We start from the raw sequence: 25,778 nt of genomic DNA on the forward strand, positions 1-25,778 counted from the left end.
TCAGTTTTCAATCATTCATGCCATTTCACCCCGTTTTTGTGCATACGGGGTTGATTTTGTGGCAACGCTGAAAAAATAATGGCATCGTAAAATCAGGCCATCTGGGATTAAGGCAAGCATTTGGCGGAAGTCATTCATCCTCACTAAAGGCATCATGAAATTCTTCCGGTGCGACCACTTCTTTCATGCGCATTTTCTGTATGAACAGTACCCCTTCTCTGGTAATCTGGCTCCCACTGGACCGCCTGCCCTCACGCACATCGCCATTCGCGGTCAGCGGGCGCCTGAATATTTCCTGGTGATAGCGCAGTGAAGCTTCGCCTATGCCTTTCCGTTTGCACTTTTCCAGATCCAGCACCGTGAGCAGGTAATACTCGATGCCGCTGGGCATTCTCACGCGCTTCAGGTCAATCACGCCCATGGGTTCCGTGCCCTGGAAGACGGAAATTTCCTCGCCGCTGTCATTCAGGCGGATGGAGTATGTCTGACCGTCTTTGGCCACAAATTCTTTTTGATGCATATGCGGGGTTCCTTTGTTCATGACGCAATCCTTTGCATGCTGGTGGGGCTTGCATGGAAAAGAATGGGAGTAAGTATAGCCGTTTTGCCTGCAGGTGATGCGATGTCGTGCTAAAAAGCAGTCATGCCTTGTCTGCATCGCTCAAATTGCGGAATATCTGGTTAACCCTGGCCAAGTCCGGTGGGGTTTGCTTGACCCAGAAACTCAGGGCCAGGTAGATGGCCAGGTTAAAGGGCAGGGCAACCACGCCTGAAGTTAATCCATAAGGCAATTTAGAGGCGTAATACACTTCTAGCAAGACCGCCATTAGAAACCCTGCGCTCATGCTGCAGATGGCGGCATGCTTGTTGCCGCGTTTCCAGAACATGCCCAGGAACTGGGGAACGGAGAGTTGAATGATGCCTTGGTATGACAACACTGCCAGGGAGAATAATGCGGGGAGTTGCAGGCACGCCAGCCATGAGCAAAGCAGTGTGATGGCTAGCATGCATATCTTGGAAACAATAATCAGCCTGTGTGAAGACCTGACGCCCAGGCCCCTGAAAATATCGTTTGCAATTTGGGCACCGGTTGCCTGGATGTGGCCATCGATATGCCCCATGGAAGCTGCCATGACAATCATGCCGGCAAGGCCAAGCAGGATATATCCTCCCGCTTGTTTGGATACCAGGAACCAGACACCCTCCGGATCTGCCGCGACTTCCGGTAAGGCCGAAGCGAGCATGCAAAAGATCAGGAGTGATGTACAGAACATGAATGAGATCGGGACGGTATGGGCTGCTGAGCGCTTGAGGGTATTTACATCTTTGGCAGTGAACAGCCGCACAAAAATATATGGCCAGCACCAGCCTCCCAAGGTGCCTGTGACCACAATCGAGAACAAGTAAAGCGGTCCTTCATCATCCCCGAATCCGGATAAATGAAAACGGGATTCCGGCAGTGAATCGAACCCGATCCCCTGGGCAAAGACTAGCCACAGAATCAGTCCAATCAGCATCATCGTCCCGAATATATAGGAAACGATACCTTGGTAATAATCCGAGATCACCACCCCGTTCATGCCGATTTTGATCGTCCAGATCTGCCGCAGGGCAATCACCATGACGCCCGTAAAAACGGATTGGGAGAATGAGAGCGATCCTAGGGAAAGAAATTTAAATATCTCCCCCAGGGCTTGCATGCTCAGGATAAGCATAGGGATGCCGGAAATGATGCCAATGGCCGCCGTGATGATGCGGATATTGTTTGAGTTATAGCGCAAGGCAAAGAAATCGGGCTGCGTTTTGAGGTCGTACTGCTTGCCCCATGCCCATACCGGCCTGGCCATGATGTACATGAGTATCAGGGTGAGCAGGCTGTAATTCAGCACGTAAAAGCTCATGACACCATTCATGACTGCCATGCTGCCCCATGCGGTGAACATCGCACCTGGATACCAGGTGTTCAGCAGGGACATTGTCTGGTATTTGGTACCAAACGATCGATTGCCAATGGCGTAGTTTGAGAAGTTAAAGGACTCAGCCCCAATGCGTTGCAGAATGCATACAAGTACGACTAATGAGATCGACAGGATGCCGAAGGTGACTATCATGGTTTATCAGCCTTCGGCATGATTGGCGTAAATCACGCTTAAGCCACAGGAAGCGCTGACAAATAGAAAGTAAATCAGCGTGAGGGGCAAGCCTCCTATCCTGGTTCTTTCATCCAGAACCAGATAAAAGGGTGGGAATAAAGTAATTATCCCGTTGATGGAAAACCAAGCCTTGATTAAAAATTGATGATTAATGCCCACTTTTCCATTCCATCCCAGTCAGCCTTTATGTAAATACCAGCAGCATAGAAACATCAATGTCGGAAGCGGTTGATCCAATCACCTGGATGTCCACTTTACGATGTTGTGTTTCATCGCTTCCGTTGATTAATAACCTGCCCTCTATACGCCTGGCGTCCCCTAATTCGTTTATTTCCAGAATCTTGCTGGCAGTTTCATGATCGAAAATCGTAGTCAGCGGCAGGTCTTTTATCTGCGGATGCTTGATTCCCGATAATGAGGCAAACCTGTCATTGACGCGTTGGATACCTGCCTCGTTAAATGCAACCACCCCAAAAGAATTTTGCTGGTACAGGCGCTGGAGTTGCTCATGGCTTCTTCTCAGCCTTCTTTCGGTCTGTTTTAAATCTGTAATGTCCTGGTTGACTTCAATGGCACCAATAATCTTTCCCTCCGGATTGATGAGCGGTGTCGCATACATGATGATGCTACGTGGTACGCCATCAAATGCCTCAATGTTGACTACTTCAGCCTCGCTGATTTCACCGGTTTTTACCGCTCTTGCCAGGGTCCAGTCATCTTTTGTTAATGCTTGCCCGCTTTTTTCCCAGGTGCCTTTGTACAAGCCATAGTTTTCTAATCCTACATATTTGGCGCCTCCCCAGATCCTGATGACTTCCGGGTTGGCCAGGTTAATGACGCCGTTCTCGTCGGCCCCCCACAAGCCAACCGGGATGGTTTCTATAATTTTCCGCATCATGTATTCACTGCGCTCCAACGCAAATTCGGCTTTTTTGCGTTCAGTGATGTCTGCGGTCACCCCAATGACCCGCAAAGGTATATTTTGCGGGTCAAGTACCAGCTTTGCCCGCGATGCAAACCATTGTTCGCCAGAGTCGGGGGCTTCTGTTTTGAAGTCCCATAAATAGCCATTCTGGCTGGTAAATAATTCAATCAACTCCTCCAGTGGCAAGGAAGCAAAGGGCGCAAACCTCTCCCGAATGGTGTCAGGCCGGCGACCAAATACAGACTCTGCATTGTCAGAGAAAGTGAAGGTGCCGGTAAGCGCATTCCACTCCCAGTTAATAATCTGGGCCATCTCAAGCGCGGTCTTCATCCTGGCCTCATTCAGCATGATCCTGTCCAGGTACTCCCGGCGTAAATCTGACTCCGTTTCGCTTTCGGGTACTGCTGTACTCGCAGTGCGGATGGCCTCATCGCCATAACGCAACCAGATCCAGTTCACCTCCAGGAAAGTGGCTAATGCCAGCAAGTTGTCATATTCAATCTCCCCCCCTTTGGTCCATCGGTGAACTGATGGTGGTGAAGTATTAATCGCCTGGGCAACTTGCGCCAATGTGAGTTTTTTTTGCTCCATGAGCGCCTTCAGGCGGTCCGGAAATCCATTCTTTTTCATGTGCATCCCTAAGATACAGGTCGTTTTACAGGTACCCGAATGGATACCTGATTCAATCAAAACCGATCTTAACATGCCTCTAAATTCTAAAAACGAATCTCATTTGTTACTTTACACGTAATTTATAACTTGACAAGTAATTTATTTCAGCCTATAAATGCCACCGTCGAAGCAAACGCTGAAACAGAACGTAGTTTTTTCTTGGTGGTAACTACATTTTTTGACTCTTTTATAGACGGAGATATGATGAAAAATACATTATTAATCAATGCATTAATCGTTGCATTCGGGATGGGTGGTGCAGTATCAGGCTATGCCCATGGCGGCGATGTTAAGCAAGAAGAGAAGCAACTGAAGTTCATTAAAAATGGCGGTAAGACGCCCGTTAAAACACAACTGGAACAAGGCATTAATGCTTATTTTGACGACGTAGTGGGTTCAGGCGATGCGCAGGCGCCCATTTCATGCGGCCTGTTCCGTATCGAAAAAGGCAATCCGCTCGTGTACTTGTATGACTATGACGACATCAAGTATGTCATCAGCGGTTCAATCACTTTCTCGGATGGCCAGCAAACTGTTGAAGGTAAAAAGGGCGACGTACTGTTTTTCCCCAAAGGGGCAAAAATCACCTTTTCTACCAAATCTAGCGGCCTGGCCTGGGCATGTGGTCAAAGAAAACTGTTTTAACTCTTAACTCATTTATCTAAAAAAAATCGATCAGGAGATGAAGAAATGAGTAAGAGAAAGCAACAGTTAATGGCTGCCTTCTCCTTCTGCCTTGGCGTTAGCCAGACGCATGCAGGGGGGGCGGGTGTAAATCTGCAAGACTTAACCAACGGCGATCCATTTTTCTATACGAGCGATATTAATATCGCGCCAGGTGACAAGATGGAGAAGGTTTTAGGTGCTGGACGGCCAAATAAAACGCACTCCGGCATCCCGCACTTGCCGGTGTATTTCGGCTACATGAATACGAACTCGACATACCGGTTTGTAAACGTGAACGAACAGGTATTCACCATGATTGGTGAAGGGAAGCATGGCCTTTGGCGAGCACAAGAATCTGGTTTTGTGCGGGAATACCTCAAAAAAGGCCAGAAAGGGCTACCTGTTGATAGCGACCTGATGGCTGCCCAAAACCAGAAAATGATCAATGAACAATATGCAGCACGTTTACCTGATGAAAGCTGGGGAGGATACAAATACCCGGATCAGAAAATATCTGCTGATGGTACGTTGAATTTCATTGATCTGCCCATTACCCACCCTAAATACCAGGGCAAGTACGATAGCCATACGCCTATCGACTTGCCCACATGGTATTGCACGATGTCGGAGAGTGACTACCCCTATGCCCAGCAGGCGATGAACTTTGCTTTCGCCCAGGAGGTGGCTAACAAAATTGGCCCGCTGGGGAAACGTGCCGGCCTGGATGTGAAGGAAAACTATACCAAGGTCATTAGGTTGAAACATTTTTCCGATGCAAGTGCATGGGTCAATATCGGCCAGGAAGGTAAAAATCAATTACATGCCAAGTGGACAGCAATCAATGCTGATAAAACCAGGGCTGAGTTTTATGTGGTTGAGCGCAATTTCTTTAACCGCCCCTTCCTGTTTGTGATGGCTGTATTTGACAATGAGGATAATCAGGACTTCCGGTACATCAGGCCAGATGGGGCCTATTACGAGGCTATCAAGACGCGCATTAATCCGGCTGAGGTGAAAACAGAGGTCACCTCGCAGCCAAGATTCTGGCTGAATGATGGCTCACTATCTAAAGCTGTCGGTTTACCGGTTTATGGCGTACACCATCCAGATCGTGCCGCTTACGATGCGGGTGGTGCTTGTCCGCTCAAAGGTGGCGACTGGGGCAGATATCCCAATGTCTCCGGCGGCTCCGGCTGGCCAACCCAGTATGAGGAAGTGACCCCGCTGTGTGATGCAGTACTCGTGGATATTAAATTCACAACAAACCTGGATGGCCGCGATTGGCGTGATCCCAATAAATACCTGGCAAATGCGGGTAAGGGCACTCAAAGCATCGTCTACAAGATGCAACCTGGCAAGTATGGTGAATTCACTGATCCATACAACAAAAAACGGGGCGCGATGAATGGCGAAAGTATGAATGTGCCAGACACGCTGACGTTGACTTTTCCTGCCGTAAGTAAACCAGTCGATTATGTTCAGCCACCACAGTTGCTGGGACAAGCTGGGCCAGTACCCACTGAATTATCCACATGCCGTCCGGTGATTAACCAGGCATCTTTTGACAAGGGAGTGATAACAAAATGAAAAGCAAATTAAGCTGTTTGTTGTATGTGGCGCTTTCTGCTTTTGCTGCAACGAATGCCAATGCAGACCAGGCAGCAGAATATGGTGCCGCAGAAGGTATGGTTGAAACAGGGCCGGTAAAGGCTGCCAAACAATCAATGGATATCGCGCAATACCTGGATGGGGATGAGTTCCTGGGAGGTAAATTCTCGACCTGGATTGAACTCGCTTCGGACTATGTTTATCGAGGTACTTCTGAAACCAGGGATGGTAAGGTTCCTTCAACTAAGGTTGCAATTACCTGGACCCATTCCAGTGGCGTATATCTTGGCTTGTATAGTGCCAATAACTTATTTCCTGGCAATGGGCCAAGAAATAATAACCCTGACATCAATGCGCTTTGGGGGCCATATATCGGATATAGCACCAAAGATATTGCTGGTACCGGCATTAACTATAACGGGATGATTTTCCAGTATATGTATCCTGGATCGAGCCCAAATAACTATGCAGAAATGTTTAACTACATAGACAAGCAATATGGAAAGTGGAATTTGAAGTTTGAATATACACCGACTATTAGTGACTGGTTCGGTGTTAAGAGCCTCAGGTCACACAATGTAGCATTTCTGCCCAGTTATAGCCTGCCCTATGGCGTCACTTTGTCAGGGGGCGTAGGTTACCAATGGTTTAAAAATGACGGTCCAAAAATTGACTACAACGGCGATGGTCATCAAGACCTGAACTGGTGGCACTGGAACGTGGGTGTTAACCGCAAGGTATTTGGCTATCTGGTAGATTTACGCTACCACGATACCAACATCAAAAAAGGTGAGCACGATCTATATGGTAATACTGACGCAAGCTGGCATACCGTTAATCCACGTTTTGTGATTGCGGTATCCAAATCATTCTAGATTTAATTTGTTGTAACTTGCATACCCTGGACATTCTCCTAGTCCTCATCCCTCCTGATGGAGGGATTTTTTTGTCTGATCATGGCGATAAACTTCATGAAAATTGACAGTTTCCGAGGGACACGGGCAATCAGGCTTTAAGGGTATTGATTCAGATGCTTGTGCAGGCGCGCTCATGGCAAAGCCGGTGTGATTCCTCTGCTATGTTATTAACTTGTCGTACGAACGGGTATAAAGGGTATCAATACCGGTACTAGCGGGATTTCGGCTGTCGTTAAAGCGAACCTTATGCATCCCAATACCCCCTTGACCTTCCAATGATGATAATGTTTATAGTGTCTGACTATCAAACATCAGCATGAAGGAAAGCATGTTATGAATATGCACCCTGATAAGGGGATTCAGAATATTGACTCGATGATTAGCTTGCCCATTGAGGGTATGACCTGTGCAAGTTGCGTAGGCCGTGTAGAGGGTGCTTTGTCCAAGGTGCCTGGGGTCGGTAAAGTTTCAGTCAATCTCTCAACCGAGAAAGCCAGCATTCAAGCGGTAGGCATGGTTGATCGTAATGCACTTATTCAAGCTGTTGAAAAAGCCGGGTACGATGTTCCTGCGATTACAATTGAACTCAGTGTTCAGGGTATGACTTGTGCCTCTTGTGTCGGGCGGGTGGAGAAAGCCCTAAAGGCACTCCCTGGTGTAGTTGATGCAACCGTCAATCTTGCTACAGAACGGGCAACTGTTCGTGGCACAGCTGATGTTAGTGCCTTGATATTTGCAGTTGAGAAAGCTGGCTATGATGCCAAGCCTATCAATGCTTCCAATCTGGACGAAGAGGAGGCCAGTCTCAAAAAAGAGACAGAGCGCGTACAACTTCAGAAAAATTTGTTACTAGCCACGGTGCTTGCACTACCTGTGTTCTTACTCGAAATGGGATCTCACATGATCCCAGCAGTACACGAGTTAATCATGAACACCATAGGCATGCAGAACAGTTGGTATTTCCAGTTCGCACTGACCACATTGGCACTCGCAATTCCAGGGAGAGGGTTCTATCTCAAGGGCTTTCCGGCACTATTTCGCCTAGCCCCGGATATGAACTCATTGGTTGCGGTGGGTACAGCAGCAGCCTTTGGTTACTCAGTGGTGGCTACTTTTGCTTCTGATCTATTACCTGAAGGGACTGTGAACGTTTATTACGAAGCGGCAGCGGTCATTGTCGTATTGATTCTGCTTGGTCGTTTCCTGGAGGCTAGTGCCAAAGGTAGGACATCTGAAGCTATCAAGCGCCTTGCCAAGATGCAGGTCAAAGTAGCGCATGTCATGCGTGATGGTGGCTTCCTGGATATTCCAATCAATGAAGTGCAGCTACATGACGCGCTGGAAGTTCGCCCGGGTGAGCGCGTACCTGCAGATGGGGAAATCACCAATGGTAAAAGCTTCGTGGATGAGTCCATGATTACCGGTGAACCCATCCCGGTTGAGAAATCTGCGGGTAGTACTGTGGTGGGTGGCACAGTGAATCAAAAGGGTGCCTTCACTATGCGTGCAACAGCCGTAGGCGGGCAAACGATGCTAGCGCAAATCATCCGTATGGTTGAGCAAGCACAAGGCTCCAAACTGCCCATACAGGCAGTCGTTGATAAGGTGACCATGTGGTTTGTGCCTGCGGTAATGGTGGCTGCTTTGTTAGCGTTTGCTGCCTGGATGATTTACGGACCTTCTCCGGCGCTTACCTTTGCTCTGATCAATGCAGTTGCTGTATTAATCATTGCCTGCCCGTGTGCCATGGGGTTGGCCACGCCAACTTCCATTATGGTCGGCACAGGACGCGGTGCCGAGCTTGGGGTACTGTTCAGGAAAGGCGAAGCACTACAACTGCTAAAAGACGCCAAGGTGGTTGCAGTGGACAAGACCGGTACCTTAACTGAGGGTCGTCCAGTATTGACTGATTTTGAAGTTGCAGAAGGTTTTGATCGTAGCAACGTGCTGGCAAAGGTGGCCGCAGTGGAATCTAGATCAGAGCATCCGATCGCTAGGGCGATTGTGGCAGCTGCAACTGATGAAGGCTTATCCTTGTCGTCACTAATAGATTTCCAGTCTGTGACTGGCATGGGTGTACAAGCCACCGTTGAAGGTTCTATCGTCGAAATTGGTGCGGATCGCTTTATGCGTAAACTAGGCCTGGATGTCAGTACCTTTGCCGAAACTGCAGAGCGCCTGGGTAGGGAGGGCAAGTCTCCGTTATATGCCGCAGTAGATGGCAAATTGGCAGGCATTATTGCCGTGGCAGACCCTGTTAAAACGACTACACCGGTTGCCATCGCAGCACTTCATCAATTGGGCCTCAAAGTGGCCATGGTTACTGGAGATAACACCAGGACAGCGCAAGCGATTGCTCAACAGCTTGGTATTGATGAGGTGATTGCAGAAGTGATGCCTGAAGGCAAAGTCGAGGCAGTCCGCCAATTGAAAGCTACATATGGCCAGATTGCTTTTGTGGGCGATGGCATCAATGATGCACCAGCCCTGGCTGAAGCCGATGTCGGTATTGCGATTGGTACTGGTACGGAGGTGGCCGTTGAGTCAGCAGATGTAGTGCTGGTGTCCGGTAACTTGCAGGGCGTACCTAATGCGATTGCACTATCCAAGGCAACGATAGGAAACATTCACCAGAACCTGTTTTGGGCATTTGCGTATAACACGGCCTTAATACCAGTGGCTGCAGGCGCACTTTATCCAGTTTGGGGGATATTGCTCTCGCCAATCTTTGCGGCAGGTGCCATGGCCTTGTCTAGCGTGTTTGTATTGGGGAATGCATTGCGTTTACGTGGATTTCAGCCGCAATTTTCTGAAGTGCCGAGTGTTGGCTAGGGAGTTGAGGGAATTAATACAAGAAAGCCTGCTAGTGTTGCAACTCGGCAGGCGATAGGGTTACTGGGCAATAGGCGGAAAACCTGCGCTGTTCAGGGCAGTAATGATTTCATCCTGCGATGCAATGGTTTCAACCTTTACATATCTGGTTGGTGGATCAGTGATGATGGTTGCGTCAGGGTCTACATCTTTGATTGCCCTGGTGACACCACGCGCACAACCACCACAGGTCATGTTTTCAATATGAAAGTTCATGTTGAGCTCCTTGAGTTGAGTGGTAATGGTGACAAGACGCCATTTATTTTTGAGGATAAATTTCTTATTCGATAGGAAGTATATCTTGGCCTCAAGGCGAATTCTTAAGCATAATCTGTTTTAAAGCTTTGTACGCGGTCTGCAATCTCTCTTTTACTTTTAGCTAATAGCTCAATCTCTTTCTCAGTAAAAGGCGCCTTGGATGTTGGACTTTTTTACATCTAAGGCTATTGGAGGTGAGCTTGAGGAGAAGTTAGGGTAATTGCTACTATCAAACATTCTAACAAGTTCTGCTTTATTGCCTATGCCAAGCTTCTCATATATTTTTTGTATATAGTTTCTTACTGTAGCTGGGGTTAGACTATAGTCTAATGCAATTTCTTTATAAGTTTTTGCTGAAGAATATGCATGTGCAATTTGGCGTTCACGAGAGCTGAGTTTTTCAATTAATGATAAATTTTTTATGTCAATTTTGTATAAGCCACCAACTTCGCTTTTCTCCACAATTAACTTTTGCTGCTTCTCGGTAAGTAAATTTACGATTGGTTTGCTAGTAAATTGAACCGGCAATTTTTCACCAAAACTCCACCAAGGGTAAGCTTGTGATATTAAATCTTTAAAAGCATCGCTAGTGCACACGACAGAGCCTTCTCGGTCAACAAAAGCAACTGCACCCTGCCTATGGTTTTCCAGTTTTGATCTCTCGATTGCGGCCACAAGATTGGTCTTCCAGCAAGCATATAGATGAGGTGTTATTAGTTGCTTTAAATCAATATCTGCTTCTTTAAATGGTATTGGGCTGTCGCCCGAGCGAAAAAGTGAAATGAATAAGAAAGATTGGTGATCAGGTAGAAAAATAGATGTGCAAAGTGCTTGATGCAGTTTGAAAGTATTATTCAGACTGGATAAACCAGATGTTGAGTAAAGGTCTCTTTTACAAAAGTGTATAGTGGTTTCAGGCTGTAAATGCACACTACTAGCTAAAGTATCATCGGCACAAACTGCCTTCCAATGTTCTTCAAATGCCGCAGGTAACTCATATCTTAATGAGCTTAACAGTTTAAAACCTTTTGAAGGAGCTTGGCTCATAATGCCCCACCAAGCATGATCAAAACCAATAACCTCATTAAGTTTATCTAAGACATTCTTCTGAAATTCATTAGGGCTCTCTACGAGTGCGGTTTGGTAAATGTCTGCTAAAAATGTAGGGGAAATCGAAAGTTGATTCATATAGTCATTTCAATAAATAAATACTGACTTCATTGATGAATGTACAACGATCAAGAGCAGATAAATAATCTCAGTCCTACCTTGCATTTGCAAGGTATTTTTTTAGACATGCGCCACGCATAATAGTCGCAAAAAATATTTCAAGAATTACTGAGTGGGATCCATGTATGTAGTTAAAAATATGAATAACTAAAGGGGCAGCCGCGTGAAAGAAAAACCATCTTTAATTGTTAAATTGTGGTTCTTATTAAATACCGTTATTACATTAGCACCTCCAATCTACTGGTATGCAAATAAACTGCAGCATCCAATCTTTGGCCTTCCACCAACAATATTTTATTTCTTGATAGTTGGCCTATCTATCACTACCAGCATTGTGTACGCATATCTTGATGAAAAAGAGAATGGAAGGATTGAATAATGTTTATTACCTTCGGGATGGTAGTTATATTTTTTCTCGCACTTGTCGTCTTGTTACAAAGAATTCAAATAGACGACAGCACTTTTTCCACATACGCAGTTGGCAATCGCGCATTCGATGCCAAATTCCAAGCAATGTCTTTTCTAAATACTTGGTATCCAGGAGCAATGTTTACTGCTTTTGGAGGTATGGCTGCAGCAAGTGGAGCAATATCCTTTTATGTCCTCTCCTACAGTTTGCTGACAGTGATGCTTATGTATGTCATGGCCAAAACAGTTTGGACTTGGGGAAAAGCCTTTGATCTTAAAACACAGCCAGACCTTTTCGCTCTTAGATTTGACTCCAGGCATATTCGCACCATTGCTGCAATTATAGGCATTGTTTCGGGCATACCATGGTTGGTTTTAGGCATGCAAGCATTAGGTGAAATGTTTAAATATCTATCTTTAGGCGCATTGAGTTTTTCGCAATCAGTTAACTCATTAAAGGCTGTTATTTTTCACTGACTGGATACAAATTCATATAAATATTTAAAGCTACATACTGCACACCCTCTTTCATCAAGGAGAATGAAGGTGATACTTGAGCGCTATGCAAAACTACTAACCACCAAGTCAGTGGGTGAATGGTTTCAGGAGTTAATTAAATTAGCAAATGCATATGGATTTAATCAAAGCCCTCCCTAGAAGCATAGTCTGTCGGATAGACGAAGCCATAACGTGACTAAGGGACGGAAGCATAAAGTGGTAATTAACAATATGCATAGAAAACGTCTACAAACTAAGCGCTATGGCTTATGGCGCTCAGTATTTGGGTGCATCAGATGCAGCCGATTACTGGCCAAAATCCCAGGGGTGTATCGATTTTTTTGCACCTCCCATAGCCAAGCAAAAAACGGCTGGCTGATGATGGTAAATCCCTGTGGCAATCGTTGGCCGTTATGTCGGCTTGGCGTGGAAATTGATGTTTTTTTTGGGGGGGGGGGGCTTGTCCTTGAAACTAAATGATCCAACACACAAGCTCCTGACACCCCCTTTGCAATAAATGGTTGCTACTTGTTTGTTGTTGCTTTTTTTCTCGGGTCATCACTTGGATTTGTGTAATGGATATCCCAGGGGCCGGTAGCGATTAATTCAACAATAGTTTCTTTATCTGTCGTCCAGACATAATGTGTATGGCCAGTTGGAAGCACGAAGCTAGAGCCGGCATTTAACAGTTCGCCTTTGGATTTGTCGAGCTTGGTTCCCATGCCATTACCTAACTGGCCGCTGAGTACGGTCACCACTTCGGCAAATGGATGGGTATGTGGGGGAATTGGATAGTTGGCCGGAAATTTTAACCATGCGATAAATACTCCCTTTTTTGTCGGATCTCCTACCACGATTGCACTCTGAGCGCCTTTGGGTAATATGGGCTCATCTTTCCATTCAATATTTTCGGGCGTGAATGAGCGCATGGAACTGGCGCTCATCCTTTCAATTTTGTCTGCGTACGCGATGTTACTAAAACATGAAACTGCGGCGGCTAGTATTAATATGTTTTTCATATGATCCTCTGGCATAAATAAGATTGATTTAAATTTAATGTATACAGATCCGTATACATTTCAATTCTACTCAGACAGATTTCAAATGAACTGAAAGAACTCATTGATAATAGCTAATGAATTTTCTTAGTAGCATGACTATGAGTCATAGGCGAGCAATCAGGGGCTGGCTGATTGATTGTGATGGAAAGACTGGCCTTTAGGCTTGGCCTAAGAAGTCGGATTTAATCAAGGAAAAAGCCATACTCTTATATTGGAAGGCCAAGATTTTGTTCCAATTCTCAAGCCATATCAAAGTATCCGCTTCGTTCATTGGTTTTGCAAAGTAGTATCCTTGACCGAGTTGGCAGCCTAACTCCCGCAAACCGATGACCGGAAGTATAAAATGGCGGCCTCTAAATTGAAGAATAATGTGGCCAGTTCGGCCAAGATATCAGTCTAGTGACAAGTATTTTGATTATAAATAAATGGTGCGCCCGGCGGGAGTCGAACCCACGACCCTTGGCTTCGGAAACCAATACTCTATCCAGCTGAGCTACGGGCGCAATCCTGCCATTATAGCAAATAAGTCGCGCTGCCTTGGCAGTCAGGAGGCAAATTTGAAAGGTCATTCTTTAATTTGTGCTTGTGTTGCCCGATATGGATGCTTATCGGGTAGCAAGCTTTACGTGTTTTCTGCGGGAGGCGTTCTGCGCTATAATCGCGCAGGTATTTCATACTCAATGGGGCAAAAAAACATGTCGGGAAATAAACAGTATTCAAGCATAAAGGAATTAATTATTGCGATACCAGGCGTAATTATCGGGTTCAGTGTGCTGGTGGCAGTGCTGGCTTACCTGTTCGGGGTATTCGGTAGCGAGAAACCTGCACCGAGCAAAGAGGTCACAGACGCCGCTGAACAGAAAGTGGTTGCCAATATCCAGCCGGTTGCGACTGTGGAAGTGGCGGAAGCTGCGGGTGAACACGTTGAGAAAAGTGGTGAGGAAATTGTGAAGGCTACTTGTGCTGCCTGTCACGGCATAGGTGCATTGGGCGCACCAAAAATTGGTAACGCCGGTGATTGGGGTCCACGCATTTCCCAGGGCTATGAGACCTTGGTGAAACATGCGACTGAAGGTATCCGCAGTATGCCGCCTCGCGGGGGTAATGCGGATCTGACTGATCACGAAGTGGCCGACGCGGTAGCTTATATGGCCAACCAGGCCGGTGCCAAGTTTGATGCAGCCAGTTTGAAGAAGTAAACGATACGATGTATAAAAGCCGCTGTGACAAGCGGCTTTTTTATTGATAGTGCGGAAGCATACAGAAGGCTGAACCATGGCGAGATACGCAATAGGGGATATTCAAGGCTGTTACCATTCGCTGATGCAGTTACTGGGCGGGATTGATTTCCAGGCCGGGCGAGACCAGTTGTGGCTGGTCGGCGATATTATCAATCGCGGCAATGGTTCGCTGGAGGTATTGCGCTGGGTATATGCACACCGTGACAACATCAAGCTGGTGCTGGGGAACCATGAGCTGCATGCGATTGCCGTGGCGCATGGCGTGCGTCCACCACACCGTTTTGATACTTTGTCTGCCATTTTTTCAGCAGCGGATGGTGGCGAATTATTGCACTGGCTACGCCAGCAACCTTTGATGGTGCTGGAGGATGACTATGCCATGATACATGCCGGTTTGTATCCGCAATGGACCTTGGTGAAAGCCAGGCGCCTGGCCGAGGAAGTCGAGGCGGTGTTGCGTGATGAAACGGCGTATGCGGATTTCCTGTTTGCGATGTATGGCAATATGCCGACCCAATGGAATGATGCGCTGGTAGGGACGGATAGATTGCGCGCCATCGTGAATGCATTTACCCGCATGCGCTTGTGCGATGCGCAAGGGGGAATGGAGTTTACCTTTAAAGGGGAAGTCCCCGATATGCCTGCCGGGTACTTTCCATGGTTTCAATTGCCTGCCCGGCGATTTGCCGGGGCTCAGCCTGTATTGTTTGGTCACTGGTCGGCGCTGGGATTACACCTTGATGATGGAGTGATTGGCCTGGATACCGGCTGTTTATGGGGACGGCAACTCACGGCGTATAACCTGGATGACGGGCGTATCATGCAGGTTGGGCTGGATGCGCGTGACCGTCCGGCAAACAGCGGTGGTGACTAGCTTCTTCCTGCGCTACAGATTGTTGATGTGTTTTAGCCGTGTGGACGTGGTGGCATTGCCAGGAGGCTGGCGATTTCAGCCTGCGCCTGTTCTGCCAGGGACTGGCGCGTCATGTTGCTGGCGGATATTGGCTGGCAGAAATGCAAATGCACGGTGGGCTTGCGCATGTTGAGAAACGCCTGCATGGATTCTGCCATGGTGGTGTCGCCGGCGTAGGCAGCTGCCAGGTTGGGACTGCCATCCGGCAGCGGGTAGCGGATAGCAACAGGAATCACCGTGGCATGGGTATCAATGGCTGCCTGTATCAGGCTGCTTTTGAACGGTAGCACGCCAAGGCCTTCTGTCGTGGTGCCTTCCGGGAAGACGCATAAATTATCCCCCTGTGTTAAGGCGTCACTCGCGACCTGTATTACGCGAGCTGCATCACGCTGACGGCCGCGGTTAATAAAAATCGTGCCGGATTTTCTTACCAAGTAGCCAAACACCGGCCAGTCTTTTACTTCCATTTTGGCGACAAAGCGTACCGGCAGGACGCTGTTGATGGCGTGAATATCCACCCACGAAATATGGTTGCCTACAAATAACGCCCTGTGGGTATTTTTATCTGGCAATGCGCCGCTGGTGGTGAGTGTAATATTGAAACAGTGCAGCAAGCGCCGGCACCACCATTGCATCAACACCCGGCGTATGCGGCGACCGCATACCGGCAACGCGAGCGCCGCCAATGTGATGCCGATCAGAATATGGATGACAGTGCGGGTGATGCGCCACCCGCGGATAAGAAGAGAGGTCGTGGGCAAGTTATTTCAGGAAATGCGCAGCATATCGGGGATTGATACGGGAAAGTGGTAACAATACCAGCATATCTGCCGTATTAAAAGCCGGATCCCAGGCCGGTTCACCGCAGATATAAGCCCCCAGGCGCAGATAGCCTTTAATCAGTGGCGGGCAGGTGACAGAGAGTGATTGGTCCAGGGCATCAATCGGCAACGGGTTGTGCGGGAATACGCGGTATTCCGCCGGGGAAAGATGTTCTTCACGCAGCTGGTTAAACAATGAGGCGGCGGCATGGCCACCATCATGCATGGAAATACTTGCGCAGCCGATCATGTATTCATATTGACGTGCCATCATGTACTTAGCCAGGCCTGCCCACAGCATGGTAATGGTGCCACCAGTCCGGTAATCCGCATGTACGCAGGCACGGCCCACTTCTACGGTACGGTCAGTCAGCGGTGACAGGCGGCTTAGGTCAAATTCACCTGCCGAATAATAACCGCCAGCCAGCATGGCTTGCAGCGGGTTCAGGATACGGTAAGTGCCCACGACTTGCTGTGTCGCGTCATCGCGCACCAGCAAGTGGTCACAAAAAGCATCAAAGCCATCAATATCCAGGCCATTCTGGCTTTTGATGTGCGCGCCCATTTCTTTGGCAAACACCTGGTAGCGAAGCCGTTGTGCTTCGGCAATTTCTTCTGCGCAGGTGGCCAGTGCAACACTGAGGGTGGAACTTTGTTTGCGAGGGGGATGAATACTGGTTTGAATATCAGGTGAGTGAAGGTCGGTTTGCTGCAGGTTGCGTTCAAACATCACGCGTCTCCTTATGTGATTTAGCGAGATGATAGGAGGGGGATGTGAACGATTGGTGACGCTGATGTGACAGTTATATGACGACATCAACGAACCACGGGCAATAAAAAAGAGCGACCAGGCCGCTCTTTTTTTAAGGGGGATGACTTAGTGGGTCACGCGTGAGGTGCCGCTATTTTCAACAATCCGCACACGATCACCGGCTGCGAACGGTTCATCCGCTTCCTGCACGATGGACACCAGGCCACCGCCATCCAGTTTGACGGTGATTTCGAAAGCATCTTTACGGGTGACGGCTTCTTCTGCCGCTGAACCTGCCAGGCCACCAGCTACCGCACCAATTACTGCTGCAATGGTGCTGCCAGCACCATGACCCACTGTACTGCCGGCAATGCCGCCAATTGCACCACCAGCAACAGTGCCAACCGGAGATTTGGTGCCTTCCAATTTAACGCTGCGTACGCTTTCAACGACACCGGTTTTCACCGTTTGGGTTTTGCGCGCTTCATCCCGTGAGTAAACACTACCGGAATTAGAGCTGGCGCAAGCGCCCAAAAAACCAATGACTGCTATGATTGTAATCCACTGCAATGTGCGTATTTTCATTGATATTCTCCTTATTTAACTGGATGCAGGTTGACCCAATGACGGATCTTCCTTAATCGCATCTTGTACCAGCGCATGGCTGTATATATGTTCGATCTCTTCCCTGCCGGGTTTGTGGTTCTGCCCCCCGCGGTGGGCGATCTTGATGGCGCCCATCGTAGCGGCCAGCCGGCCACAGGTTTTCCAGTCCCAGCCTCGCGCGATGCCATACAGTAAACCGGCGCGATAGGCATCACCACAGCCGGTCGGGTCTACCACGGCATCTGCCTTAACGCATGGAATTTCATGGCGTTGACCATCGGCATAGATGTGAGAACCTTCGCTACCCAGCGTCACGATCAGTGCTTTGACTTTGCCAGCCAGTTGTTCCAGTGTCAAGCCTGTTTTATCTTGGATGACCTGGGATTCGTAATCGTTCACAGCCAGATAGTCGGCCATATTGATAAAGTGCATCAATTCTTCCCCATTGAACATGGGCAGGCCCTGACCTGGGTCAAACATGAATGGAATACCGGCGTCATGGCACTCTTTTGCGTGCTGGAACATGGCATCACGCCCGTCCGGGGCAATAATGGCAAGTACGGCCTCTTTTGTATCCTTCACGCTATTGGCATGTGCGTGCTGCATGGCACCCGGGTGGAAGGCGGTAATCTGGTTATCATCCATATCCGTGGTAATAAAGGCCTGGGCGGTATAGGTACCTTCGATGGCCTTGATATATTGCTGGTCAATCTTGTTTTGCGCCAGCCAGGCCTGGTAAGGCGCAAAATCATCGCCGACGGTTGCCATGATTTGTGGCTGGCCATCCAGCAGTTGCAGGTTATAGCCGATATTGCCAGCAGTGCCGCCGAATTCACGACGCATTTCCGGGACCAGGAAAGCCACGCTTAGCTTATGGATTTTATCGGCCAAAATATGATTTTTAAACTGGTCGGGGAACACCATGATGGTGTCATAGGCTAGGGAGCCGCAAATTAAAATCTTCATGGATATGTACGTTGTGGTGAAAGTTGATATAGAAACAGCGAGTATTATTGCTGCCAGCGGTATGGCTGGCAAGTGCAAAGAGATATAACGCCGTTCAGGATTGCTTGATGGCGAGATCGATCAGGGATTTGGCCGCTTTTTTGGCAGACTTGATAGCACCGGAGCCGCGTTTGATCTGTTCTGCCTGAACTGCACCTTCAAACAAAATAGAAAGTTGCATGGCTAAACCATCAGCATCTTTAATTTGTGCTTCTTGCGCCAGCTTACTGATAAATTGGCGGAATTCGCGAGATTGTTGCGAAGAAAGCTGGTGAATACGGTTTTCTTCGTTCGGGAATTCAGCCGAGGCTTTAATAAATGCCACGCCGACAAATGAAGGGGATGTCACCCATTCTTCAATAAAATCAAATAACTTCTGGATTTTTTCGTCAGGCTTATCGTTAAATACGCCCAGTTTGTCATTCATCCAGGTTTGGAAATCCTGATGACTTTGCTGCAATACCGCCAGAATAAGCTCTTCCTTGGTCTCGAAGTATTTATACAGTGTCATTTTTGTGGTGCCGGCGACCGCCACAATAGTATCCACGCCGGTAGAGTTGATTCCCCGGGTCTGGAACAGATCTGTCGATACTTGCAGAATTTTCTGCTTGAGCGTAGTCATGAAAATAATTATAGCACTGTATACCTGTTTGTATAGTTTTTAGAGAAGTCGTGAATATTTCCTATTGAATACTTGCTTGTTATTTTGTATATACTATACTGTATAGTATATTTTAAGATGGTTAGTTAATCAAAGGAGAAAAGTATGGCTAAAATAAAATCAATATTGTTGGCAATTGCTTTAGGCTGCAGTGCGTCGGTGGTGTTGGCGGCAGAGCCCTTATATGTGGTGAAGTCGGTGGAGTTGAACCAGTCGGCTGAAGTGGTATGGAACAAAGTTGCCGATTTTGGTGATTTGGGCGCATGGCATCCGGCAGTGGCTAAAACGGAGATTTTGTCTGGCAAGCGTAACCATGTCGGTGCCACGCGCGAATTGACGCTTCAAGATGGTGGCAAAGTGCATGAAGCTTTGACCGCCTACAATGTTAAAGCGAAAACATATTCATACAAAATTATCGATGGTGTATTGCCGGTGAATGAATATGCATCGACAGTTTCAGTGCATACAAATGGCGCAGGTAAATCAGTGGTTGTGTGGGAAAGCCACTTCTTGCCTAAGGCACCTGCTGATGAAAAAGCCGCTTCAGATACGATTAAAGGCGTTTATGATGGTGGTTTGAATCAGCTGAAAACGCTGTTTCAATAAAAACAAACCACACTGGGTTAAAAAGGTGAAAGGGCCATCGTGGTGTAACTACGGTGGCTTTTTATTTGGAATTTGCCATCAGTTTGGGAGTGTAATTGCATTGCACCTGATCCAGCAGTTGGTTAACCAGCACCTGTTCGTCCCGGTTGCTGGTAACATGACCGTGAACCACATTTTCGATATAAACGCTTTTGAGCCTTTCCGGTAATTGAAGGGCTTCAAGCAAGCGGCAATCCCCATGTTTCATCGTTTCCAAACGGCCATAAATGGCCGCTGTTTCAGCGGGGCTGGCTTCCAGCGACAACGGGTTCGGCGCCGATTCAGGAGCTGCCACTTTTGCGGGAGCCGTTTCGACTGCCTGCGGGCCAGGCCAGTAATGGCCTGCCAGAATACCGCTCATTAATGCGACAGCCACAATGCTGTAATTGCGTACTGCCAGCCAGTTAATGTCACGTGTGGTCTGTTCTGCGATCAGGGCCTTTGCGGCAAGTTGTGCATGTTGCAATGCGGTGGAATGCGGGTGGGCCAGCTTCTCCTGGCAGGCACTGACCGCCATGAAATATAACTGGTTCGCCAGCATTTCCGGCAGGCGCACTCCTGCTTTTTCAGCTTGAATTGTCAGGTAGCCCTGCAGGCGATCATGCGTTATTGCGCTTTGTGGAAATGCATATTGACTGGCCAGAGGGCTGGAAAGCAAGTCATCCAGGATGGAAAACAATCCCAGCAGTTTTTGCGCCGGTTGCTTGCCGGCTTTATCCAGCATGCGTACCAGCCATTCGGATTGCAACAATGCTTCCAGCATGTTTTAGAAGGGCTTGGTGACGACCAGAATCACAATGGCAAACAATAGTAGTACCGGAATCTCGTTAAACCAGCGGTACCAGCGGTGCGAGTGGCGATTTTGCCTGGCAGCAAACTGCTTGAGTAATTTGCCGCAGTAATGATGGTATCCAAGCAACAAGGCAACCAGTGTCAGTTTGGCATGTAGCCAGCCACCATGAAAGCCGAATCCCAGCCATAGCCATAGCCCGAAGGCGAGTGCCAGGATGGAGAGCGGTTGCATGAAGCGATACAGTTTCTGTGCCATTAGCAGCAAGCGGGCGTACGCTTGTGGCTGCGGCTCCATTGCCAGATTCACGTAAATGCGCGGCAGGTAAAACAGCCCGGCGAACCAGCTGACCACAAATACGAGATGTAGTGCTTTCACCCACAACATGCCTATTTGCCTTGCTGTTCTATCAGTTTCTGCAACTGGTTGAAATCCAGTTCACCTATCACTTTTTGCAGGCGGCGGCCGTGCGGGTCAAACACAAAGGCCGTGGGTGTCAGGTTGACATTGCCGAACGCCTGCACCATTTCACCCAGGCCATCATGCATCACGGAAAATGGCAGTGCCTTCTCTTTCGTGTAATTCAGCACTTGTGCGGGTGGGTCATAGGGCATGGCCACCGCAATCACTTCAAAATTTTTGTCCTTGTACCGCTTGTAAGTATCAATCAGTGTCGGCATCTCCTTGATACAGCCGGGACAATCTGTTGCCCAGAAGTTCACCAGTACCGTTTTACCGCGCAATGACTGCATGCTGATTTTTTTGCCATCCAGTGTGGTGAAGGTGACATCCGGTGCCTGGGGTCTTTGCATGACAACCACAGCCAGGCTGGCAAATAAAACGAGCCCAACCAAAGGCAGCAACCATTTTTTTAATGAGAAAGTAGAGTTCGACATGATGTTCGTGAGATTAAAGACCCCAGCGTGGGTAACGTGTTTGTGCTGACTTCAGCATGATATAATTGACTTTTGCTTTTGATAAACCTATCAATGAACGCACCTGTGCCTGCAGAATTGCTCAAATCAGATTCTACTCCTCTTACGCGTTTGCGCGAAATTCCGTACAACTATACTTCCTTCTCGGACCGTGAAATCGTGATTCGGTTTCTGGGCGAGGAAATCTGGGAAATCCTGAATACCTTGCGTGCCGAGCGCAAAACAGGGCGTAGTGCACGCATGCTGTTTGAGGTGCTGGGCGATTTGTGGGTGGTTTCCCGTAATCCTTACCTACAGGATGACCTGCTGGAAAACCCAAAGCGCCGCAAAGCCCTGATTGATGCGCTGTATCACCGGATTGCTGCGATTAACGAGCGCAGTGGTGGTAACGATAAAGTGCTCAAACTGGTGGCTGCTGCGACCAAGGCAGTTGAGAAGTTTGCGGATGATTTCAAGCAGACTGCCGAACTGCGTAAAAAAGCGTTGGCCAAACTGACCAAATTTACGCGTAAAGATAATGTCCAGTTCGATGGCCTGGCGCGCGTTTCACACGTGACTGATGCGACTGACTGGCGTGTCGAGTATCCGTTTGTGGTAATCAACCCGGATACTGAAGCTGAAATTTCCTACCTGGTGCGCGCTTGTATCGAGCTTGGCCTGACCATTATCCCGCGTGGCGGTGGTACAGGTTATACCGGTGGTGCAGTGCCGCTGACGCCCTTGTCAGCCGTAATCAATACCGAAAAACTGGATAAACATACCGGCGTACAAATGCGTACTTTGCCTGGTGTGGCACGCCAGGTCGCTACCATTGAATGTGGTGCCGGTGTGGTGACCCGCCGTGCCATGGAAGCGGCGACTGATGCTGGGCTGGAGTTCGCGTGTGACCCGACTTCTGCCGATGCATGTTGTATTGGTGGTAACGTCGCCATGAACGCCGGCGGCAAGAAAGCCGTATTGTGGGGCACTGCGCTGGATAACCTGGCCTCATGGCGCATGGTCACGCCAGATGCCACCTGGCTGGAAGTGGAGCGGCTGGACCACAACCTCGGCAAGATTCACGATATCGACGTGGCACGCTTTAAAGTCAGCCGTTATGACATTGACCACAAGAACCTGCTGGCGGAGCCGGAAATCCTGGAAATTCCGGGCCCTAGCTTCCGTAAGGTGGGGTTGGGTAAAGACGTGACTGACAAGTTCCTGTCTGGCCTGCCTGGCGTACAAAAAGAAGGTTGCGATGGCCTGATTACCTCGGCGACGTTTATCCTGCACCGCATGCCCAAGCATGTGCGCACGATTGCGCTGGAATTTTTCGGCAACGTATCGCACGCCGTGCCTGCCATTGTTGAAATCAAGGATTACCTTGATTCAACTGCCAAACAGGACCCTGCCGTGATCATGGCAGGCCTGGAACACATGGACGAGCGCTATGTGAAAGCAGTCGGCTATGCAACCAAGGCTGCGCGCCAGCAGCGCCCGAAAATGGTGTTGTTATGCGACATTGCCTCTGACGATGAAAATGCCGTCGGCGAAGTTGCGTCTGCCGTCGTGCGCATGTGTAATGCCCGCAACGGTGAAGGGTTTATTGCGGTCTCGGCCGAGGCACGCAAGAAGTTCTGGCTGGACCGTTCACGTACTGCCGCGATTGCACGCCATACCAACGCCTTCAAGATTAACGAAGACGTGGTGATTCCATTGCCACGCCTGGGCGAATACTCTGACGGTATCGAGCGCATCAATATCGAGCTGTCTATCCAGAACAAACTGCGCCTGGTGGATGAACTGGAAACCTTTGTGCAGGGTGATCTGCCGCTGCAACCGGATGAAGACGGCAATGCTGATCCTGAAAGTGCGAAATCCAAGCGTAATATTGCCTTGCAGTTGCTGCATGATGTGCGGGCAAGATGGCGTTTGCTTTTGAATACGCTGGATGAGCCAGTCGCTGTGCTCGGCGAAATGGGCAAGCCATTTGCGCAATATGAAAATGTGTTCCGTGCCGTGCAATCGTATGATCTGCGGGTATCCTGGAAGCGTGAGCTCAAGCGCCCGATGGCGGATATTTTTGCCGGCCGAGAATACCAGAAAATCCTGGAAAAGCTGGACGAGATCCAGAAGACCGTGTTGAAGAGCCGCGTGTTTATCGCGCTGCATATGCACGCCGGTGACGGTAACGTGCATACGAATATCCCGGTCAACTCCGATGACTACGGCATGATGCAGGATGCGCATGCTGCCGTGGCGCGCGTGATGGATCTGGCACGTGGCCTGGATGGTGTGATCTCTGGCGAGCACGGGATCGGCATCACCAAGATGGAGTTTCTCGACCAAGCCACCATTGATACATTTACCCGCTACAAAAACAAGGTAGACCCCGAAGGCCGCTTCAATAAAGGCAAGCTGCTGATGGGTTCCGGGCTGGAAAACGCCTACACGCCTAGCTTTGGTTTGCTGGAGCAAGAATCCATCATTATGGAGCAATCTGCCATTGGCGAGATTGCCGATGATATTTCTGACTGCCTGCGCTGCGGTAAGTGTAAGCCGGTGTGTTCTACGCATGTGCCACGCGCCAACTTGCTGTACTCGCCACGTAACAAGATTCTGGGCACTTCGCTGCTGATTGAAGCCTTCTTGTACGAAGAGCAAACGCGCCGCGGTATTTCACTCAAGCATTTTGACGAGTTCAACGATGTGGCTGACCATTGTACGATCTGCCACCGTTGCGAAAAGCCATGCCCGGTCAATATCGACTTTGGCGACGTGTCGGTCAAGATGCGTAATTTCCTGCGTGAACAGGGTAAAAAGAAATTCAATCCTGGCACCGCGGCAGGCATGTTGTACCTGAACGCCAAGGACCCGGCGACAATTAAATTGTTGCGCGGCACCATGATAGGCATGGGTTACAAGGCGATTAACGTGGCCAACAGCCTGGCCAAGAAGTTCGGTCTGCTCAAGGATAAAAAAGCACCGCCAGCCACCGTTGGCAAGGCAGAAATCAAGGCGCAGGTGATTCATTTCATCAATCGCCCGATGCCGAAGAAAATGCAGTCCAAGACTTCACGCGCCATGCTGGGTGTGGAAGACGACACCATGATCCCGGTCATTCGTAATCCGCAAAAAGTGACCGAAGATTCCGAAGCCGTGTTCTACTTCCCGGGCTGTGGCTCCGAGCGCTTGTTCTCCAACGTCGGCCTGGCGACACAAGCCATGCTGTACGAAGTGGGCGCGATCACCGTATTGCCACCAGGCTACCTGTGCTGCGGTTACCCGCAAACGGCCTCTGGCAATCACGACAAAGGCCAGGAAATCACCGCCGATAACCGCGTACTGTTCCACCGCGTGGCCAATACGCTGAATTACCTGGATATCAAGACGGTGATCGTCTCTTGCGGTACGTGTATGGATCAGTTGCAGAAATACGAGTTCGAGAAAATTTTCCCGGGCTGCCGCCTGCTCGATATCCATGAATACCTGATGGAAAAAGACATGCGCCTGCAAGGCGTGACTGGTACGCGCTATATGTACCATGACCCATGCCATACGCCGATGAAGACCTACAAGCCACTGGAAGTCACCAATAAACTGATGGGTACCGAGGTGGCGTTGAATGACCGTTGCTGCGGTGAGTCTGGTACCTTCGCGGCGGCACGTCCTGACATTGCCACCCAGGTGAAATTCCGCAAGCAGGAAGAGCTGGAAAAAGGCATGGCCAAGATGGGCCTGACTGTGGGTGCGCCCGAGCAGCCAGTCAAGATCTTGACTTCTTGCCCAAGCTGCTTGCAAGGCCTGTCACGTTACGGTGATGATACGGGTATTGAAGCCGACTACATTGTGGTGGAAATGGCCAAGCATGTGCTGGGCGAAAACTGGATGGAAAACTATATCCAGAAAGCCAATAATGGCGGCATTGAAAAAGTGCTGCTGTAAAAGAAAACCCCGCGCAAGCGGGGTTTATGCTAAATGGCCTGGTGTGATTATTGCTGCCGCGCCTTGATGTAGACGTAAATACCGGCCCAGGTCATGACCACAAAGATAATGGCAATCACGATAAAACTCATCAAACCATAGTCAGTCGATAATAAATCAATCAAAATTTTCATAACGTCTCCCTGTAAGCAAATGATGTGGCAAGCACTGATCCTGGAG

Annotated in this window: 25 protein-coding genes and 1 tRNA gene; 10 read left to right on the forward strand and 16 right to left on the reverse strand. The window is 48.8% G+C overall.

The window, feature by feature from the left end; genetic code table 11:
- Positions 1-130 precede the first annotated feature (130 nt).
- The 3 genes from BLP53_RS09050 to BLP53_RS09060 form a co-directional block, all read right to left on the reverse strand.
- Positions 131-541, reverse strand: a complete 411-nt coding sequence (locus tag BLP53_RS09050; RefSeq protein ID WP_245652756.1) for a hypothetical protein — start codon at positions 539-541, stop codon at positions 131-133.
- Between the two features lie 100 nt (positions 542-641).
- The gene (locus BLP53_RS09055; RefSeq protein WP_091471817.1) at positions 642-2,111 is read right to left on the reverse strand and encodes a sodium:solute symporter family protein; all 1,470 of its coding nucleotides are present in this window, start codon (positions 2,109-2,111) and stop codon (positions 642-644) included.
- Positions 2,112-2,337: 226 nt separating this feature from the next.
- Positions 2,338-3,708, reverse strand: a complete 1,371-nt coding sequence (locus BLP53_RS09060; protein WP_091471818.1) for a PAS domain S-box protein — start codon at positions 3,706-3,708, stop codon at positions 2,338-2,340.
- Between the two features lie 129 nt (positions 3,709-3,837).
- Here BLP53_RS09060 and BLP53_RS09065 point away from each other — a divergent pair, with 129 nt between their 5' ends.
- The 4 genes from BLP53_RS09065 (at position 3,838) to BLP53_RS09080 (ending at position 9,773) form a co-directional block, all read left to right on the forward strand.
- Positions 3,838-4,395, forward strand: coding sequence for a cupin domain-containing protein (locus BLP53_RS09065; RefSeq protein ID WP_218119033.1), 558 nt, complete (start codon positions 3,838-3,840; stop codon positions 4,393-4,395).
- A gap of 45 nt (positions 4,396-4,440) precedes the next feature.
- Entirely contained in the window at positions 4,441-6,003 is a 1,563-nt protein-coding gene (locus BLP53_RS09070) for a hypothetical protein (RefSeq protein WP_143001363.1), read from the forward strand.
- Positions 6,000-6,899 (forward strand): TorF family putative porin, encoded by a 900-nt coding sequence (locus tag BLP53_RS09075; RefSeq protein WP_091471820.1) that lies wholly within the window; start codon positions 6,000-6,002, stop codon positions 6,897-6,899. Before BLP53_RS09070 ends, BLP53_RS09075 begins: the two co-directional genes overlap by 4 nt.
- A gap of 375 nt (positions 6,900-7,274) precedes the next feature.
- On the forward strand, positions 7,275-9,773 hold the full coding sequence (locus BLP53_RS09080) for a heavy metal translocating P-type ATPase (protein ID WP_091471821.1): 2,499 nt from the start codon (positions 7,275-7,277) through the stop codon (positions 9,771-9,773).
- Positions 9,774-9,833: 60 nt separating this feature from the next.
- Here the strand turns inward: BLP53_RS09080 and BLP53_RS09085 are convergent, their stop codons facing one another.
- Together BLP53_RS09085 and BLP53_RS09090 are read right to left on the reverse strand one after the other, a co-directional pair.
- Positions 9,834-10,028 (reverse strand): heavy-metal-associated domain-containing protein, encoded by a 195-nt coding sequence (locus tag BLP53_RS09085; RefSeq protein WP_091471822.1) that lies wholly within the window; start codon positions 10,026-10,028, stop codon positions 9,834-9,836.
- A gap of 183 nt (positions 10,029-10,211) precedes the next feature.
- On the reverse strand, positions 10,212-11,258 hold the full coding sequence (locus BLP53_RS09090; protein WP_091471823.1) for a helix-turn-helix transcriptional regulator: 1,047 nt from the start codon (positions 11,256-11,258) through the stop codon (positions 10,212-10,214).
- Positions 11,259-11,463: 205 nt separating this feature from the next.
- Between BLP53_RS09090 and BLP53_RS09095 the strand changes: the two genes are divergently transcribed.
- Positions 11,464-11,679 carry a hypothetical protein gene (locus BLP53_RS09095; protein WP_091471824.1) on the forward strand — a complete coding sequence of 72 codons (216 nt, stop codon included), beginning with the start codon at positions 11,464-11,466 and terminating at the stop codon, positions 11,677-11,679.
- Positions 11,679-12,185, forward strand: a complete 507-nt coding sequence (locus BLP53_RS09100) for an SLC5/6 family protein (RefSeq protein WP_245652758.1) — start codon at positions 11,679-11,681, stop codon at positions 12,183-12,185. The genes BLP53_RS09095 and BLP53_RS09100 overlap by 1 nt, the downstream gene beginning before the upstream one ends.
- 545 nt (positions 12,186-12,730) lie before the next feature.
- Here the strand turns inward: BLP53_RS09100 and BLP53_RS09105 are convergent.
- Positions 12,731-13,225 (reverse strand): cupin domain-containing protein, encoded by a 495-nt coding sequence (locus BLP53_RS09105; protein WP_091471941.1) that lies wholly within the window; start codon positions 13,223-13,225, stop codon positions 12,731-12,733.
- A 468-nt stretch (positions 13,226-13,693) separates the two neighbouring features.
- A tRNA-Arg gene (locus tag BLP53_RS09110) sits at positions 13,694-13,770 on the reverse strand.
- A 192-nt stretch (positions 13,771-13,962) separates the two neighbouring features.
- Between BLP53_RS09110 and BLP53_RS09115 the strand changes: the two genes are divergently transcribed.
- Both BLP53_RS09115 and BLP53_RS09120 read left to right on the forward strand, forming a co-directional pair.
- Complete coding sequence (locus BLP53_RS09115; protein WP_091471825.1) at positions 13,963-14,466, forward strand: c-type cytochrome; 504 nt, start codon at positions 13,963-13,965, stop codon at positions 14,464-14,466.
- Positions 14,467-14,542: 76 nt separating this feature from the next.
- Positions 14,543-15,382, forward strand: a complete 840-nt coding sequence (locus tag BLP53_RS09120) for a symmetrical bis(5'-nucleosyl)-tetraphosphatase (RefSeq protein ID WP_091471826.1) — start codon at positions 14,543-14,545, stop codon at positions 15,380-15,382.
- 32 nt (positions 15,383-15,414) lie between these two features.
- Here BLP53_RS09120 and BLP53_RS09125 read toward each other — a convergent pair whose 3' ends face one another.
- The 5 genes from BLP53_RS09125 to BLP53_RS09145 all read right to left on the reverse strand — a co-directional run bounded on the left by BLP53_RS09125 (position 15,415) and on the right by BLP53_RS09145 (position 19,226).
- Positions 15,415-16,182 (reverse strand): lysophospholipid acyltransferase family protein, encoded by a 768-nt coding sequence (locus tag BLP53_RS09125; protein ID WP_245652760.1) that lies wholly within the window; start codon positions 16,180-16,182, stop codon positions 15,415-15,417.
- 1 nt (position 16,183) lies between these two features.
- The gene (locus tag BLP53_RS09130; protein WP_091471827.1) at positions 16,184-16,972 is read right to left on the reverse strand and encodes a GNAT family N-acetyltransferase; all 789 of its coding nucleotides are present in this window, start codon (positions 16,970-16,972) and stop codon (positions 16,184-16,186) included.
- A 147-nt stretch (positions 16,973-17,119) separates the two neighbouring features.
- A complete protein-coding gene (locus BLP53_RS09135; RefSeq protein WP_091471828.1) occupies positions 17,120-17,578 on the reverse strand; it encodes an outer membrane lipoprotein in 459 nt (152 codons plus the stop codon).
- Between the two features lie 15 nt (positions 17,579-17,593).
- Positions 17,594-18,565: a carbohydrate kinase family protein gene (locus tag BLP53_RS09140; RefSeq protein ID WP_091471829.1), complete on the reverse strand. Its 972-nt coding sequence runs from the start codon at positions 18,563-18,565 to the stop codon at positions 17,594-17,596.
- 94 nt (positions 18,566-18,659) lie between these two features.
- Entirely contained in the window at positions 18,660-19,226 is a 567-nt protein-coding gene (locus BLP53_RS09145; RefSeq protein WP_091471830.1) for a TetR/AcrR family transcriptional regulator, read from the reverse strand.
- 144 nt (positions 19,227-19,370) lie between these two features.
- Here BLP53_RS09145 and BLP53_RS09150 point away from each other — a divergent pair, with 144 nt between their 5' ends.
- Positions 19,371-19,871: an SRPBCC family protein gene (locus tag BLP53_RS09150; protein ID WP_091471831.1), complete on the forward strand. Its 501-nt coding sequence runs from the start codon at positions 19,371-19,373 to the stop codon at positions 19,869-19,871.
- Positions 19,872-19,932: 61 nt separating this feature from the next.
- Here the strand turns inward: BLP53_RS09150 and BLP53_RS09155 are convergent, their stop codons facing one another.
- Genes BLP53_RS09155 through BLP53_RS09165 form a run of 3 tightly spaced genes read right to left on the reverse strand, consistent with a single transcriptional unit; the run spans position 19,933 to position 21,596 of the window.
- Positions 19,933-20,673, reverse strand: a complete 741-nt coding sequence (locus BLP53_RS09155; RefSeq protein WP_091471832.1) for a hypothetical protein — start codon at positions 20,671-20,673, stop codon at positions 19,933-19,935.
- Positions 20,674-20,676: 3 nt separating this feature from the next.
- Positions 20,677-21,087, reverse strand: coding sequence for a CopD family protein (locus tag BLP53_RS09160; RefSeq protein WP_091471833.1), 411 nt, complete (start codon positions 21,085-21,087; stop codon positions 20,677-20,679).
- A gap of 2 nt (positions 21,088-21,089) precedes the next feature.
- The gene (locus tag BLP53_RS09165; protein ID WP_091471834.1) at positions 21,090-21,596 is read right to left on the reverse strand and encodes a peroxiredoxin family protein; all 507 of its coding nucleotides are present in this window, start codon (positions 21,594-21,596) and stop codon (positions 21,090-21,092) included.
- Positions 21,597-21,689: 93 nt separating this feature from the next.
- Between BLP53_RS09165 and BLP53_RS09170 the strand changes: the two genes are divergently transcribed.
- Positions 21,690-25,559, forward strand: coding sequence for a DUF3683 domain-containing protein (locus tag BLP53_RS09170; protein WP_091471835.1), 3,870 nt, complete (start codon positions 21,690-21,692; stop codon positions 25,557-25,559).
- Between the two features lie 47 nt (positions 25,560-25,606).
- On the opposite strand, the gene BLP53_RS09175 is transcribed toward BLP53_RS09170, so the two are convergent.
- The gene (locus BLP53_RS09175) at positions 25,607-25,732 is read right to left on the reverse strand and encodes a DUF3149 domain-containing protein (RefSeq protein ID WP_091471836.1); all 126 of its coding nucleotides are present in this window, start codon (positions 25,730-25,732) and stop codon (positions 25,607-25,609) included.
- Positions 25,733-25,778: the final 46 nt, after the last annotated feature.

It is taken from the genome of Methylophilus rhizosphaerae (assembly GCF_900100975.1).
Classification (GTDB): Bacteria; Pseudomonadota; Gammaproteobacteria; order Burkholderiales; family Methylophilaceae; genus Methylophilus; species Methylophilus rhizosphaerae.